General features: G+C 35.9%; 15 protein-coding genes. 12 read left to right on the top strand and 3 right to left on the bottom strand.

Annotation, left to right across the window (positions count from 1 at the left end; all coding sequences use genetic code 11):
• The first annotated feature begins 81 nt into the window (after nt 1-81).
• The 3 genes from PFY09_RS02050 (at nt 82) to PFY09_RS02040 (ending at nt 1,320) form a co-directional block, all read left to right on the top strand.
• A complete protein-coding gene (locus PFY09_RS02050; protein WP_076390302.1) occupies nt 82-426 on the top strand; it encodes a YtxH domain-containing protein in 345 nt (114 codons plus the stop codon).
• Between the two features lie 84 nt (nt 427-510).
• The gene (locus tag PFY09_RS02045) at nt 511-819 is read left to right on the top strand and encodes a phage holin family protein (protein ID WP_076390303.1); all 309 of its coding nucleotides are present in this window, start codon (nt 511-513) and stop codon (nt 817-819) included.
• A 3-nt stretch (nt 820-822) separates the two neighbouring features.
• Nucleotides 823-1,320, top strand: coding sequence for a phosphoribosyl-ATP pyrophosphatase (locus PFY09_RS02040; RefSeq protein ID WP_076390304.1), 498 nt, complete (start codon nt 823-825; stop codon nt 1,318-1,320).
• A 130-nt stretch (nt 1,321-1,450) separates the two neighbouring features.
• Here PFY09_RS02040 and PFY09_RS02035 read toward each other — a convergent pair whose 3' ends face one another.
• Complete coding sequence (locus PFY09_RS02035; protein ID WP_271161248.1) at nt 1,451-2,182, bottom strand: TrmH family RNA methyltransferase; 732 nt, start codon at nt 2,180-2,182, stop codon at nt 1,451-1,453.
• Here PFY09_RS02035 and PFY09_RS20880 point away from each other — a divergent pair.
• Together PFY09_RS20880 and tamL are read left to right on the top strand one after the other, a co-directional pair.
• A complete protein-coding gene (locus PFY09_RS20880) occupies nt 2,168-2,587 on the top strand; it encodes a hypothetical protein (RefSeq protein WP_333781135.1) in 420 nt (139 codons plus the stop codon). The genes PFY09_RS02035 and PFY09_RS20880 overlap by 15 nt on opposite strands.
• Nucleotides 2,588-4,765, top strand: a complete 2,178-nt coding sequence (gene tamL / locus PFY09_RS02030) for a translocation and assembly module lipoprotein TamL (protein ID WP_333781134.1) — start codon at nt 2,588-2,590, stop codon at nt 4,763-4,765. It abuts the gene before it with no gap.
• Nucleotides 4,766-4,806: 41 nt separating this feature from the next.
• On the opposite strand, the gene PFY09_RS02025 is transcribed toward tamL, so the two are convergent.
• Entirely contained in the window at nt 4,807-5,424 is a 618-nt protein-coding gene (locus tag PFY09_RS02025) for a SanA/YdcF family protein (protein WP_084196340.1), read from the bottom strand.
• On the bottom strand, nt 5,421-6,545 hold the full coding sequence (locus PFY09_RS02020) for a ferredoxin--NADP reductase (protein ID WP_271161247.1): 1,125 nt from the start codon (nt 6,543-6,545) through the stop codon (nt 5,421-5,423). Before PFY09_RS02020 ends, PFY09_RS02025 begins: the two co-directional genes overlap by 4 nt.
• 33 nt (nt 6,546-6,578) lie before the next feature.
• Here PFY09_RS02020 and PFY09_RS02015 point away from each other — a divergent pair, with 33 nt between their 5' ends.
• From PFY09_RS02015 to PFY09_RS01985, 7 genes are all read left to right on the top strand, one after another.
• Complete coding sequence (locus PFY09_RS02015; RefSeq protein ID WP_271161246.1) at nt 6,579-7,133, top strand: TlpA family protein disulfide reductase; 555 nt, start codon at nt 6,579-6,581, stop codon at nt 7,131-7,133.
• Nucleotides 7,134-7,145: 12 nt separating this feature from the next.
• Nucleotides 7,146-8,117, top strand: a complete 972-nt coding sequence (locus tag PFY09_RS02010) for an iron ABC transporter permease (protein ID WP_271161245.1) — start codon at nt 7,146-7,148, stop codon at nt 8,115-8,117.
• Between the two features lie 449 nt (nt 8,118-8,566).
• Entirely contained in the window at nt 8,567-9,490 is a 924-nt protein-coding gene (locus PFY09_RS02005; RefSeq protein WP_271161244.1) for an ABC transporter ATP-binding protein, read from the top strand.
• Between the two features lie 164 nt (nt 9,491-9,654).
• Nucleotides 9,655-10,104 carry a MarR family winged helix-turn-helix transcriptional regulator gene (locus PFY09_RS02000; RefSeq protein ID WP_076390553.1) on the top strand — a complete coding sequence of 150 codons (450 nt, stop codon included), beginning with the start codon at nt 9,655-9,657 and terminating at the stop codon, nt 10,102-10,104.
• Nucleotides 10,105-10,200: 96 nt separating this feature from the next.
• Complete coding sequence (locus PFY09_RS01995) at nt 10,201-12,594, top strand: 3-hydroxyacyl-CoA dehydrogenase/enoyl-CoA hydratase family protein (protein WP_271161243.1); 2,394 nt, start codon at nt 10,201-10,203, stop codon at nt 12,592-12,594.
• Nucleotides 12,595-12,599: 5 nt separating this feature from the next.
• A complete protein-coding gene (locus tag PFY09_RS01990; RefSeq protein WP_271161242.1) occupies nt 12,600-13,019 on the top strand; it encodes a hypothetical protein in 420 nt (139 codons plus the stop codon).
• A 4-nt stretch (nt 13,020-13,023) separates the two neighbouring features.
• The gene (locus tag PFY09_RS01985) at nt 13,024-14,205 is read left to right on the top strand and encodes an acetyl-CoA C-acyltransferase (RefSeq protein WP_271161241.1); all 1,182 of its coding nucleotides are present in this window, start codon (nt 13,024-13,026) and stop codon (nt 14,203-14,205) included.
• Nucleotides 14,206-14,226: the final 21 nt, after the last annotated feature.

Genomic DNA, 14,226 nt, shown 5'->3' with positions numbered 1-14,226 from the left:
TGTCTTTCTCCTTTGGTATGTTAATTGTACATTTCATCATAAGTAAAAAGCTAATATTATTAACTATTAAAAAAAACGAAAATGTCTAAAAAAAACAATACAGCGGGTATTTTGGCAGGACTTCTTGCAGGTGCTGCAGCGGGTGTTATCTTAGGAATGCTTTATGCTCCTGAAGAAGGTAAAGAAACAAGAAAGAAAATTAAAACAAAAGCGAACGATCTTAAAGATCAGGCTAAAAATAAATACGGAGAAGTTTCTGAAAAAGTAAAAGACCAGTATGGTAACATCTCTTCTACTTTTAAAGAAACAGCAAACAGTGTTGCAAACACCGTAAAAGACGGATATGATAAATATAAAGATCAGATCGTTTCTAAAACTGCAGACGTAGTAAAAAATGTAGAATCTGAACTAAATGATCTAAAATAATAATATAGTTTATTTTTTTAGGTAAATTATGAGAAGGAACTTTATAAACGAAAGTTCCTTTTTTTGTAACTTTAAAGAAAAACAATGATTGAAACTATTAAAGAATACGCTTCGAAAAGGATCGATCTCCTGAAAATTGAAGCTACCGAAAAATCCTCTCTTTCGGCAGGAATGATCACCTATTTCGTGGTTTTGCTGGTCGCTTTTGGTTTTTTCATCATTCTGTTCAACTTCGGAATTGCCTTTCTTATCGGTAAAGCATTGGGCGACCAGTCTTACGGATTCCTTATTGTAGCTGCATTCTATCTTTTAACCATGATTCTTATCGTGCTGTTTAAAAAGAAAATCGTAAATTATGTGGCAGATCAGGTAATTAAATTTTTAAATCATTAAACTATGAGCAGAAAATATGAAAGCTTAGAGGAACTGAGAAGAAAGAAAAAGCTGCTGAAGCAGGAAATAGACGGTCTGGAAGACCTCCTTACCTTCAAAAATACCAAGGAAAGCCTTAGTGCTTTTACCAATGGCTTAACAGACCAGTACCTTCAGGAAAAAGTAGATGAAGACGGTGATGAAAAAGTAGTTCTGCGAAAAGATGTTATTGCCAGACAGATCACCTCTGAAATTAAAGGAGCCCTGATCAATAAAAATACAGCAATGGGAATCGCCAATTCGGCCTTCAAAGGAGATGCGGCAGATATTATGATAAACCTTGCAGTTACAACATTTGTCGGAAATTATGCCAGAAAAAACTTTAAAAGTTCAAACTGGAAGAATAAATTAATTGGCGCTGCGATGATCTATCTCGCTCCTGTCGCCTTAAGATATGTAAGAAAGAAACTTGAAACGTATCAGAAAAACAAAAGCGTTTCGAGTATGGAACAGCTTATCTAAAGTTTGAGGGTTTTAGAGTTGGAGTGTTCAAGAGTTAATCTCATTATGCTCCCATTCTAAAACCCTTTAATATTTGATTAAATCTCAAGATCTATCTATTGATCTTTTTCACACAAACTCTCCGACTCTCTTACTCACTTCCTCCAAACAATTGTCCTAAAATAATCCCTGCTGCCATTGAAACATTAAGACTTTCTGTAGACTGCGATTTTCCGAATCTAGGAATCATCACACTTTTATGAAGTAGTTTTTCCGTTTCCGGACGCATCCCTTTGCCTTCATTTCCTAAAATTAAATTCATTTTTTCAGGTCTTTCGAAAGAATAAATATTTTCACCATCCATATCGGTTCCGATGTTGACATTTCCTGTTTCGGATAAATATTCAGTCAGGTTTGTATAAACGATATTTACCCTCGTAAAAGATCCCATACTTGCCATAATAACTTTAGGATTATAGAAATCTACGGTATCTTCACTGCAGATAATCTGCTCGATACCAAACCAGTCTGCAAGACGGATCATCGTTCCCAGATTTCCGGGATCCTGAATCCCATCCAAAACCAACTGGAGATTTTTATCCTCTGTTTTTTCTTCAGGATGAAGATAACAGACCGCCACAGAATCTTTTGGATTTTGCAGAAAACTGATTTTTTTCAACTCATTTTCAGAGATATGAGTTACCGGAGCTTCCATACGGTCTAATTTTTGCGGATCCGTAGAAAATATTTCTTTAATTTTAAATCTGGAATCAGGAAGTTCACGAATGATTTTATTACCTTCAACCAAAAACAAATTGTATTTTTGCCTGAACTTCTTTTTATCTAAAGACTGTAAAATTTTTATTGTATGAGCTGTAAGCATTATAAGAATTCTCCTCAAAAGTATTATAAAATTATATCATTTGCAACATTTGTAGGTCTCCTTTATGCTTGTAGTACCACTAAAAAAGTTCCGGACGGCGAATATTTGCTGGTAAAAAACAATTTTCAGTTTGAAGATAAGAAAGAACCCTTCGATGGCGAACTTAAAGATTACGTACAGCAAAAGCCCAATAAAAGACAGCTTCTTTTCATGCCTTTAAGCCTTTGGCTTTACAATGCTGCCAATCCCAAATACGACACGCTTCTTAACGAGTACATGACGTATCCAAATGAACTGAGAAATCAAAAACTGAGAGATTCTCTTTTCATTAAATACAATATGAAAAACAGTGTGGGTAAAAGTCTGTTTTTCGACAGGTTATACCACAACTGGGGTTCCGCATAAGTGATTCTCGACCAGACAAAAACTTCAAAAAGTGCTGAATCTATCCAAAAAAGAATGACGTACCGCGGCTATTGGGATGCAGAAGTGAAATTTAAGCATGAACTTGATTCCGCTGCAAAAAAAGCTGCCGTTAATTATTTTATTACCCACAATCAGCCTACTTATATTAAGGATTATTATTACAACATATCAGATCCAAATATCAAAAGCCTTTATCAGCAGAAAATCCGTGAAACTCTTATAAAGAAAGGACAAATTCTGGATCAGACCGTTTTGGAGAAAGAAGTTGGAAGGATTAATGATCTCATGCGGGAATATGGGTATTACCGTTTTAACAACCTTGGCGATGAGGTAGGTTTTGTGGCAGATTCTCTTAAAAGCACAAAACAGGTTCCGCTGGTTCTGGAAATCCGCAAAGATTCTCTTGATAGTCCTTATAAACAGGCAACCATCGGAAATATTGATGTTGCCATCGTAGACGAGGCAAAAGATTTTCCGAATAATACAAGAAAAGACAGCTTAAGAGGTATCCGTTTTCATAAAACAGACAACAGCTACGATTCCCGTGCGATCTGGAGAGCTATTATTGTAGGAAACAAACAGGTTTACGATCAGAAAAAACTGGATCTTACCAAAAGAAATATTCTGGCGATGAACAATTTCAGTATTCTGAAAGCCCGAGATTCTTTAAGAAGAGGCGGCGGTACAAGCCCGAATGACAGCATCGTAGATGTAACATACGTGTTAAAACCGCTTCCGAAATACGACCTGAAAGTGGGAACAGATTTAAACTATTCCGAAGTCCTGAATTTCGGGGTTTCTCCTTCCATCGATCTTACCACGAGAAATATTTTTGGAGGGGCGGAAAACCTTACAACCAGTCTTTCCGGAACTTTCGGGCGAATCGTAAATCCTAAAAATATCGATAACAGGATCTGGGCTTACGAAATCTCGGCGCAGGCTTCATTGAATTTTCCCAGATTGCTTTTGCCTTTCGATTACTACAAATTAATTCCGAAAAGATACAGCCCAACCTCCTCTATTACTCTGGGTGTTTCAGATCAGAGTAACATCGGTTTGGGAAGACTTAACTTTAATACTGGACTGAATTATCTGGCAACGGTAAATGATAAAGTAACGCACAGACTTACCTTATTTAATACGCAACTGAGTTTAACGAAAAACAAAGATGCGTATTATGATTATTTCGTTAACGATAATGCTATCCGTGAAGAGTTTTTCGCAGATTATTTTGCTTACAACTCATCGGTATATCAGGAATTTAAAGCCGGATTACTGACGATTGATCAGGTTTCGCAGCGCATTATTGAAGATACGACCTATCTTCAGGGATTAAATCAGCAGGGAGTTGACCGGTTTGTAGCTTTTGTGGGAACTTTGGTGAATAAAGACCGACAGACTCAGGATGTTTTGATTTCTTCTTTCATTTATAATTTTATTTACAATGAGATAGGGAAAAAAGATTATCCAAATGCTTTTTATTTTAACGGAAAAGTAGAACTGGCAGGAAATATCTTTAGTATTTTTAATCAGAAAAGAAATGACGGAGGTGTTGTTACCAGTCCGGAAAGAACCATTTTCAATATTCCTTATGCGCAGTTTGTGAAATTTGATCTTGATTTTAGAAAATATTTTAAATTCGGAAACAATACTTTAGCGCTTCGCCAGTTTATCGGAGTCGGAATTCCGTACGGAAACTCTTCCAATATGCCTGTCATCCGTTCTTATTTCAACGGTGGACCGAATGACATCAGAGCATGGGTTCCTTTCGGAGGATTAGGTCCTGCCGATTCGCAGGTGGATGAAAGAGTTCGAACGTATATGACTGATAATTTAAAACTGACTACAAATATCGAATTCAGGATGCCTTTTAATGATATGTATGAAGGCGCTCTTTTTACGGACATCGGCAACATCTGGAGTCTTAAAAACTACAACAACGGATATGGAGATGAGTTTAAATTCAACAAATTCATCAGACAGGTTGGTGTAGGAAGCGGTTTCGGATTAAGGGTAAATATTGCCTACATTAAACTGAGACTGGATTTAGCCTATAAAATGTACGAACCCAACAGACCGGAAGGTGAAAGATGGAGACTGAAATACATTCAGCCGTTTAAACCTACTCTGAATATTGCATTCGGATATCCTTTCTAAAAATTTACAGGTGGTATTTCTCATAAATGCCACCTTTTCTTTTAATCCGGCGAAATTCCCAAAGCGAAATACACCACCGCGACCGTTCTTGCAAGGATTTCTCTAAACTGATTTCTGTAATAACTTTCAGGTTTTGTAACATCCTGCGCATCAAAACCAAGCGCATTCATACTGTTGTTTCTGGCAAATAATAAAGCCCGAAGATTATGAAATCCCTGAGAAACAATAATTACATTGTCTTTTCTATACACATCTTTACAGCGGAGAATACTTTGATAGGTATTAAAGCCTTTCGGATCTTCCATAATAATTTCCTCAGGAACTCCTTCCTGATAAATAAGATAGTTTTTCATGGCAGCAGGCTCATCATATCCTTTGCTTTTTTCACCGCTTACAAGAATTTTCCGGATTTTCCCGTGATGATAAAGCAAGGCTGCCGCATCCATTCTTTTCGTAAAATAAGGATTGGATACACCTGATCTCATTTTGGGTGAAGTTCCCAAAACCAGAGCTACTTCTCTTGGAGGAATTTTTGAAATTTTGGTATAGGTTCTTCCGTCTGTAAGCGCAAAAACCCACGCATTGGCGAGACATATCAACAGAATTCCCATTTCTATTGATATGAATATCAGGTTAAATATGTTTTTTATTATTCTCAACTAAGGTCAAAGTTAAGCTTTATTTTTTTGCTTTTAGCAATCGACATACAAGCTAAAATATGTCCTCTCTCCTCTTCATTTTCCGTTAAATATTCATTTTCAAGCAATTCCACATCGCCCTCCTCCAGAATACATTCACAGCTTCCGCAAATTCCCGATTTGCAGGAATACGGAACCTGAAATTTCTGTATAAGTAACTGCTGCAAAATTCTTTCCTCGTTGGTCGGAAGTACGGTAGTATATTCTTTTCCAAGCATTTTAAAAGCCAGTTCAACGTTTTCTAATAACGGAAATTCTTTTTCTACAGGATAAATATCGTCATTAAATTCTTCAAAAAGCTCAAAATGAATATTTTTTTTCGGAATTCCGTGATGATAACATGCATTGGCAAGTGTTTTTATCATCTCTCCTTTTCCGCAGATCAGAACTTCATCCACCGCATCCCAGATTGTAGACTCCTCATCAGTTTCGTCCAGATGAAGGATCTGATTAATGATTAAGCTTAATTTTCTATCATCCAGTCTCCCATGAAAAAAGCTGTTTGTGGTATTCTCCTGAGAAAAAAAATAAAAAATCTGCAATCTGTCGCCGCAGGTTTTTGCTAAACGATCAAGCTCATCCCTGTACACTAATTCTTCCGAATTCTTATTTCCAAAAAATAAAAATAATCTTGTTCTCGGTTCGTTATGCAGAATATTTTTAAAATGACTTAAAATCGGGGTAATTCCTATTCCTGCCGCAAATCCTACAATGGTTCTGAATTCATGCGGTTTTGAAATTAAGGTAAATCTTCCGTTGGGCTCGCTTACCAGAAGCTCATCACCTTCATGATAATTTTTAAATAACTGTGAAGTGGCTCCGTCAGGAGAATTAACCTTGATCCCCAACGATATTTTATCCTCATAAGGAGCAGAAGTCATCGAATAATCGTTGATGATTTCCTTACCGTGAGCGTGAAATTGTATGCTGACAAACTGACCGGCATCAAACCTGAAATTTTCTTTCAGATTCTCCGGAATCTCGAATTCCAGAGAAAAAGTATTTTTGGTCAGTTCTTCCTTTTTCGCTATTTTTAACCAATGAAACTGTGTAAGTTTCCCTTTATAGATTTGTTGTTTCATAACTTCAACTCAAAAATAGATAAAAAATAATTTATGAAGAAGATAATTTTATCCACGCTTGTTGTTTTTTCACTCGCGAGCTGTAAAAAGGAAAGCCAGAAAAATGAAGAAGGCGTTGCAACAACAGATTCTACTACCATTTTAAATAAAACAGAAGCTGCAAAAGTTGAATTAAAAGAAATTTCTCAACAAAATCTTGTAGAGAATTTATCTAAAAAAAATGATACCCTGTATGTTACCAATTTCTTTGCAACCTGGTGTGGTCCCTGTATGATGGAAATTCCTCATTTTAAGAAAAAAATAGAGGAACTAAAGGGTAAACCTGTAAAATTTACTTTTGTAGATATTCTTGATAAAGCAGCCTGGAAAGATAAAGTTCCTGCCTTTGCCAAAGAAAATAATCTGGAAAACCATATTGTTTTAGTAGACGAATCTAAATTTGACGATACTTTTTTCGGCAATTTCAAAACGTGGAAAGGAAACGGAATTCCTTTTACCCACTTCAGAAAAGGTGATAAAACAGAAGAAGTTGAAGGATCTATGTCTGAGGAAATGCTCAACGAAAAAATCAATTCTTTATTAAAATAAACTTCAGACTTTATGTCAGACAAGTTTAAAATCATGTGTTTGGTGCTATTGATTGCCATTATTTTGGCAGCGGTTATTAACCTGAATACAGGATTTTTAAGTTTACATTTTCAGGACTTTTGGGGAGAATCTTCCAACAGCCAGATTGCGGAAATACGCGTGAACCGTGTTTTGATAATGCTTTTGGCAGGAATTTCGATCCCCACTTCCGGTTTTCTCATGCAGGAATATTTTCAGAATCCTCTTGCCGGACCGGATATCTTAGGAATTACTTCCATTGCCAGTTTATCTGTCGCATTTTACATCTTTTTTTCGCACGATCTTCTCATCCCGGAATTTCTTCAGAACAGTTTTTTAAGCTTTGCAGCCATCGGCGGAAGTCTTTTACTGATGCTGATTCTTCTTTCCATTTCTAAAAGATTTCAGGATAAATCGTACCTCATTATTTTTGGGTTTCTGGTTTCGGCTTTTGCAGGAGCCATTGTTTCTCTGTTGCAGTTTTATGGAGAAGATCAGAGTCTTAAAAACTATATTTTATGGTCTTTCGGAGCGAATAATATGGTTTCAAGAAATCAGATTTATGTTTTATCTGTTTTAATAATAATCGGAATATTTGTTTGCTTTAAAACCATAAAACCATTGATTGGAAATTCATTGGGAACTTCATACGCACAAAGTTTGGGAGTTAATCTCAATCAGCTTAAACTGTTTATTATTGCTGCTTCTTCCCTTCTTTCCGCTTCTATCACCGCTTTTTTAGGTCCCATTTTATTTATCGGAATCATTGTTCCACATTTCAGCAGACTGATTTATAATCCGGCAAAGCTTTGGCAGCAATGGATTTTAAACATGATGCTGGGAATGTTGATGATGCTTTTTTTCTCCATCATCGCAGAAAAAACACAGATTCCTTTAAATGTAATAAGCTCCGTTTTCGGAATTCCCGTAATTTTACTGATGCTTTTGAAGCAGAATAAAGTGTAAATAGTGAATAAAGTCAATAAGAAAATTGTCAATTTTTAAGGAGCAAATAACAATGCATTATAATTTTTATCTATATTGAATCTAAACTAACTTTGTAGAGATGCTTTGACTCCGTCGAACCTAAAGATTTTAGCATGAAAAACTTATAAATAAAATATGAATATAAGAATAACACAAAAACAATTAATAATTGCGAACATAGTCTTGTTTGCATTAAGTTATTTATTTTTGGAATATTCGAAAATGTTCAGAATGAGTAAGGAAATGCATTGGATATATTCATCCGGACACAGCTGGTGGATAACAATCGCAGTACCATTAACATTTTTTGGATCGTTAATCTTAGGAGTTTATAGCTTGTGGAAAACTAATGAGCATAAATTTTTATATTTTATTTCCAGTTTAATTCCTCTTATCTTATTAATAATATTTATTTCTCTTTAAAAAAAATGCACCTACAAATCAAACAAGCAAACATTGGCTATCATAAAACCTTAATTTCAAATGCAACAGCTCATCTGAAATTAGGCGAGGTCTGCCTTTTGATTGGAAATAATGGTGTCGGGAAAACCACTCTTATTAAATCTATTTTGCATCAGATCCCTGTTTTAAGCGGTGAAATTTTCATCAATAACAAGAATGTGAAAAATCTTTCCGTCAAGGAGATTGCAGAACAGATTGCCATTGTTTTCTCCAGTTCGGTAATTCCGCAGAATTATACTGTTGAAGATCTAATTTCGTTGGGGAAATACATTTATTATCCTTTTTATTTTGAGCTGAAAAAAGAAGACAGAGAAGAAGTTGCGCATATTATTGAAGAACTTGATCTTGGGCAGTACAAAAACACGCTGCTTAAAAATCTGTCGGACGGAAATCTTCAGAAAGCATTTATCGGAAGAGCCATTACACAGAATGCTCCCATCATTATACTGGATGAACCCACGACTCATCTGGATGAAAAAAATAAAATTATCATTCTCAAAACACTCCGGAAATTAGCAAAAGAACAGAACAAATTAATTCTATTTTCAACTCACGACTGGCGTCTTGCCAAGGAATTTGCAGACAAAATCTGGTATGTAAAAGATGCTGATTTGTTTTCCGGAATCGTAGAAGATGTCCTGCTTCAGCATGATGAATTGATCAATCCTTCATTGTTTCAGATCAATGAAAAATTTGTGGCACCAAAAATCATCGCTTCTGACGCTTACAAAGAAATGCTATACTCTTTGCTTCAAAAAAACTTTCAAAAAGATCTTTCTTCTCTGAAATTTGAGTTTCAGGACAACTTTTGGAACATTAATGACGGTTCACAGAACTTCCAATGCGAATCTTTTGAAGAAATCGTTAATTTAGTGAAAACCATTCATTAATACCGTATTTTCTTTATATAAATCATATACTATGCATGCATAGTATTATGCTTATCATATAATTTAATCTATTGATTTTCATTTATTTAACAAAATTTAACGCAAATAAATATTATGCATGCATAATATTTACTAAATTTGGGTATAACCATTCGGCAAAAATGATGGATAACAATAAAGAAAAAATAGAAAACGTAGATCTTATTTTAAAACAGACATGGTTAGCTGTTTCTAAAATGTACACCGAATTAGCTCAGGAGCACGATTCGACGGCGGTTCAGGCGCTTACTCTTCTAAAAATTGATCCTAAAGAAGGTACAAGAAGTACAAATCTGGGTCCGAAAATGGCAATTGAACCTACTTCCCTTACAAGAATTATTAAACTTCTGGAAGATAACGGATATATCTATAAGGAAAAAACAACAACTGATAAAAGAGAAGTCATTATAAAGCTTACAGATAAAGGTCTGAACTCCAGAAATCTTTCCAAGGAAGTTGTGGTAAATTTCAACAAAAGAGTGATGGAAAAAATCTCTCCTGAAAAGCTTGATACCTTCAAGGAAGTGATGAGCGAAATCATGAAAATTGCAACCGACTTAAACAACAAAAAATAAAATCTACAAGATGTCATTCTGACTAAGAAAGAATCTATTCATATCATTTAGAATGACCAAACAAAAGAATTAATACAATTACAAATAATAAATCAAATGAAAAGAAGAATCAAACACGTTACAGTTCTTGGTTCAGGAATTATGGGAAGCGGTATTGCAGCACACTTTGCCAATATTGGTGTAGAAGTTTTGTTGCTGGATATTGTTCCTTTTGAACTTTCTGAAGCTGAACAGAAAAAAGGTTTGACCAAAGATGACAAAGCGGTACGAAACAGAATCGCTTCAGAAAACTTTGAAAAACTCAAGAAAGCAAGTCCTGCACTACTCTATTCTCCGAAATTCGCAGACAGAATAAAGGTTGGAAACTTTGATGATGATTTACCAAAAATAAAAAATACAGACTGGATTATTGAGGTTGTGGTTGAAAGACTGGACATCAAAAAATCGGTTTATGAGAAAATTGAGCAGTTCAGAAAACCGGGAACATTGATTTCTTCCAATACCTCCGGAATTCCTATTCATTTATTAACAGAAGGAAGAAGCGAGGATTTCAAACATTATTTTGCAGGAACACACTTCTTTAATCCTGTAAGATATCTTCCTCTTCTAGAAATTATTCCGACAAACGATACCGCTCCTGAAGTTATTGACTTCTACATGAATTACGGGGCAAAATTCTTAGGAAAAACAACGGTTTCAGCAAAAGATACTCCTGCATTTATCGCCAACAGAATCGGCGTTTTCTCTATGATGGATCTGCTTCACAATGTTCAGAAATTAGGGTTAACCGTTTCTGAAGTTGATAAATTAACAGGTCCGGTAATTGGTCGTCCGAAATCTGCGACCTTCAGAACAGCGGATGTTGTAGGTCTTGATACATTGGTAATGGTAGCAAACGGTGTTCGCCAAAGTGGTGCTGAAGCCAATGACTTCAACAATGTTTTTGCCCTTCCGGATTACATCCAGAAAATGGTTGATAACAAATGGTTAGGATCCAAAACAGATGGAGGTTTCTATAAAAAAGTGAAAAATGCAGAAGGAAAATCTGAAATTCACGGATTAAACCTTGATACCTTAGAATATGAGCTTCAGGGAAAATCTTCTTTTGCAACTTTAGAATTAACTAAAAATATCGACAAACCGATTGACAGATTTAAAGTGTTAATTGGCGGAAAAGATAAAGCGGGAGAATTGTACAGAAAATCTTTGGGTGCATTATTCGCTTACGTTTCTCACAAAGTTCCTGAGATTTCCGATGAGGTTTACAAAATCGACGATGCGATGAGAGCCGGTTTCGGCTGGGAAAACGGTCCGTTTGAAATCTGGGATGCTGTAGGCGTTCAGAAAGGTATTGAACTGGCTAAAGAAGCAGGTTATGAAGTTTCAGACTGGGTGCAACATGTTGAGACTTTCTATAAAGTGAATGAAGAAGGACAAAGTATTTATGTAGATAAAAATTCAGGAGTTTACAATACAATTCCGGGACAGGATTCTTTTATTATTCTGGATAATATCAGAAAAAATAAAACGCTTTGGAGCAACTCCGGTTCTGCTATACAGGATTTAGGAGACGGCATTATCAACTTTGAAATCCGTTCCAAAATGAATTCTTTGGGAGGAGAAGTTCTGGATGGCTTAAACAGAGCGATTGATTTAGCTGAAAAAGAATATGACGGACTGGTTGTCGGAAATCAGGGTACGAATTTCTCTGTCGGAGCGAATTTAGCGATGATTTTAATGATGGCTATCGAACAGGATTGGGATGATCTGAATATGGCAATTGCGTATTTCCAGAAATCAATGATGAGAGTTCGTTACTCCTCTATTCCTGTAGTGGTTGCTCCTCACGGAATGACACTTGGTGGTGGTTGCGAAATGACGATGCACGCCGACAGAGTGGTTGCCGCAGCAGAAACGTACATCGGATTGGTAGAAACCGGAGTGGGAGTAATTCCTGGCGGTGGAGGAACTAAGGAATTAACTTTAAGAACATCAAGAGAATTCCACAGCGATGATGTGAAAAACAACAGACTTCGTGAGGCTTTCATGAATATTGCAATGGGTAAAGTGGCAACTTCCGCTTACGAAGCCTACGATATGGGAATTTTAGAACATGGAAAAGATATTGTTTCCGTAGATAAGAGAACCCAGATCAAAACGGCTAAAATGCTGGCAAAAAGCTTAGCAGAACATGGATATACACAACCTATCGAGCAAAAAGTAAAAGTTTTAGGTAAAGATGCCTTAGGAATGTTCTACGTTGGAACCGATCAAATGTTAACCGGAAATTATATTTCTGAGCACGATAAGAAAATTGCAGACAAACTAGCCAACGTAATGGTGGGCGGAAATCTTTCTGAGCCAACGGTTGTAACGGAGCAGTATTTATTGAATCTCGAAAGAGAAACGTTTTTACAGCTTTGCGGGGAAAGAAAAACACTGGAGAGAATTCAGTATATGTTACAGAATGGTAAACCGTTGAGAAATTAAAAATTATGGGGAATGTTTGGGTTAATCTCAAGGATAAAAATAATTTATATAGAAATTTAATTCTTTTAAAAAGTTATTTCTTAAGTAATGGACATATGGATGTAAGTCAAGGGACTGATTGTATGAAAATTAAAGAATCAATTAAAGAATTGCTCGAAGATGATTTTGAAGTAAACTATTTCAATAAAAATTTAGATTTTTTACTAAGTGAAGGAATTTTCAAATCATATAGTTATTTAGGTTTAACTAAGATTGGAATTAATCATGTTGAGAGGTTAATCGATGAATTAAATGAACTTTCTGAAGAAGAAAAAGAAATAATTAAAAAAAGTAATACTGAGAAATTAGCAAAATTTTTAGATATATCTTCAAAATTTGCATCTACGGTAAATCCCATAATAAGCATATTTAACTTAATAAAATAAACAAATGTCAAAGACAGCATATATAGTAAAAGGGTTCAGAACTGCCGTTGGAAAAGCGCCAAAAGGAAGTTTAAGATTCACAAGACCCGATGTCATGGCGGCAACTGTAATTGAAAAATTAATGGCTGAACTTCCGCAATTAGACAAAAACAGAATCGATGACCTTATCGTAGGAAATGCGATGCCGGAAGCTGAACAGGGCTTAAACGTGGCACGTCTTATCTCTTTGATGGGCTTAAATACAGACAAAGTTCCCGGAGTTACGGTAAACAGATATTGCGCTTCTGGAAGTGAGGCGATTGCGATTGCTTCTGCAAAAATCCAGGCAGGAATGGCAGACTGCATTATTGCAGGAGGTACGGAATCGATGTCTTACATTCCGATGGGTGGTTACAAACCGGTTCCTGAAACTCAGATTGCCAAAACAAACCCTGATTATTATTGGGGAATGGGTTACACGGCGGAAGAAGTTGCCAAACAATATAAAATTACAAGAGAAGAACAAGATCAGTTTGCGTTTGAATCTCACATGAAAGCTTTAAAAGCAAATCAGGAAGGAAAATTTAAAAATCAGATCGTTCCAATCCCTGTTGAATATAATTTCCTGGATGAAAACCAGAAAATGCAGACTAAAAAGTTTGATTTTTCAATAGACGAAGGTCCAAGAGTAGATACATCACTTGAAGGTCTTGCGAAATTAAGACCTGTATTTGCCAACGGAGGAAGTGTAACTGCCGGAAACTCATCCCAGATGAGCGACGGAGCAGCTTTCGTAATGGTCATGAGCGAAGAAATGGTAAAAGAATTGGGACTTGAACCTGAAGCAAGACTTGTTGCTTATGCCGCAGCAGGATTGGAACCAAGAATTATGGGAATGGGACCAATTTATGCAATCCCGAAAGCTTTAAAACAGGCAGGTCTGGAATTAAAAGATATTGAGCTTATCGAACTGAACGAAGCATTTGCCTCTCAATCGGTAGCGATCAAAAAGGAATTAGGCTTAAATCCGGATATCCTAAATGTAAACGGAGGAGCGATTGCTTTAGGTCACCCTCTTGGATGTACCGGAACAAAATTAACGGTTCAGCTTCTTGACGAAATGAGAAAACGCGGAAATAAATATGGTTTGGTTTCAATGTGCGTTGGAACAGGACAGGGAGCAGCTTCAATCTTTGAACTTCTTTAATTAATTATAGATTTTAAATTA

The sequence above is a fragment of the Chryseobacterium gambrini genome, from assembly GCF_027920505.1.
GTDB lineage: Bacteria > Bacteroidota > Bacteroidia > Flavobacteriales > Weeksellaceae > Chryseobacterium > Chryseobacterium gambrini.
The sequence above is the reverse complement of the archived record's forward strand: the minus strand, read 5'-3'. Positions and strand labels throughout refer to the sequence as shown.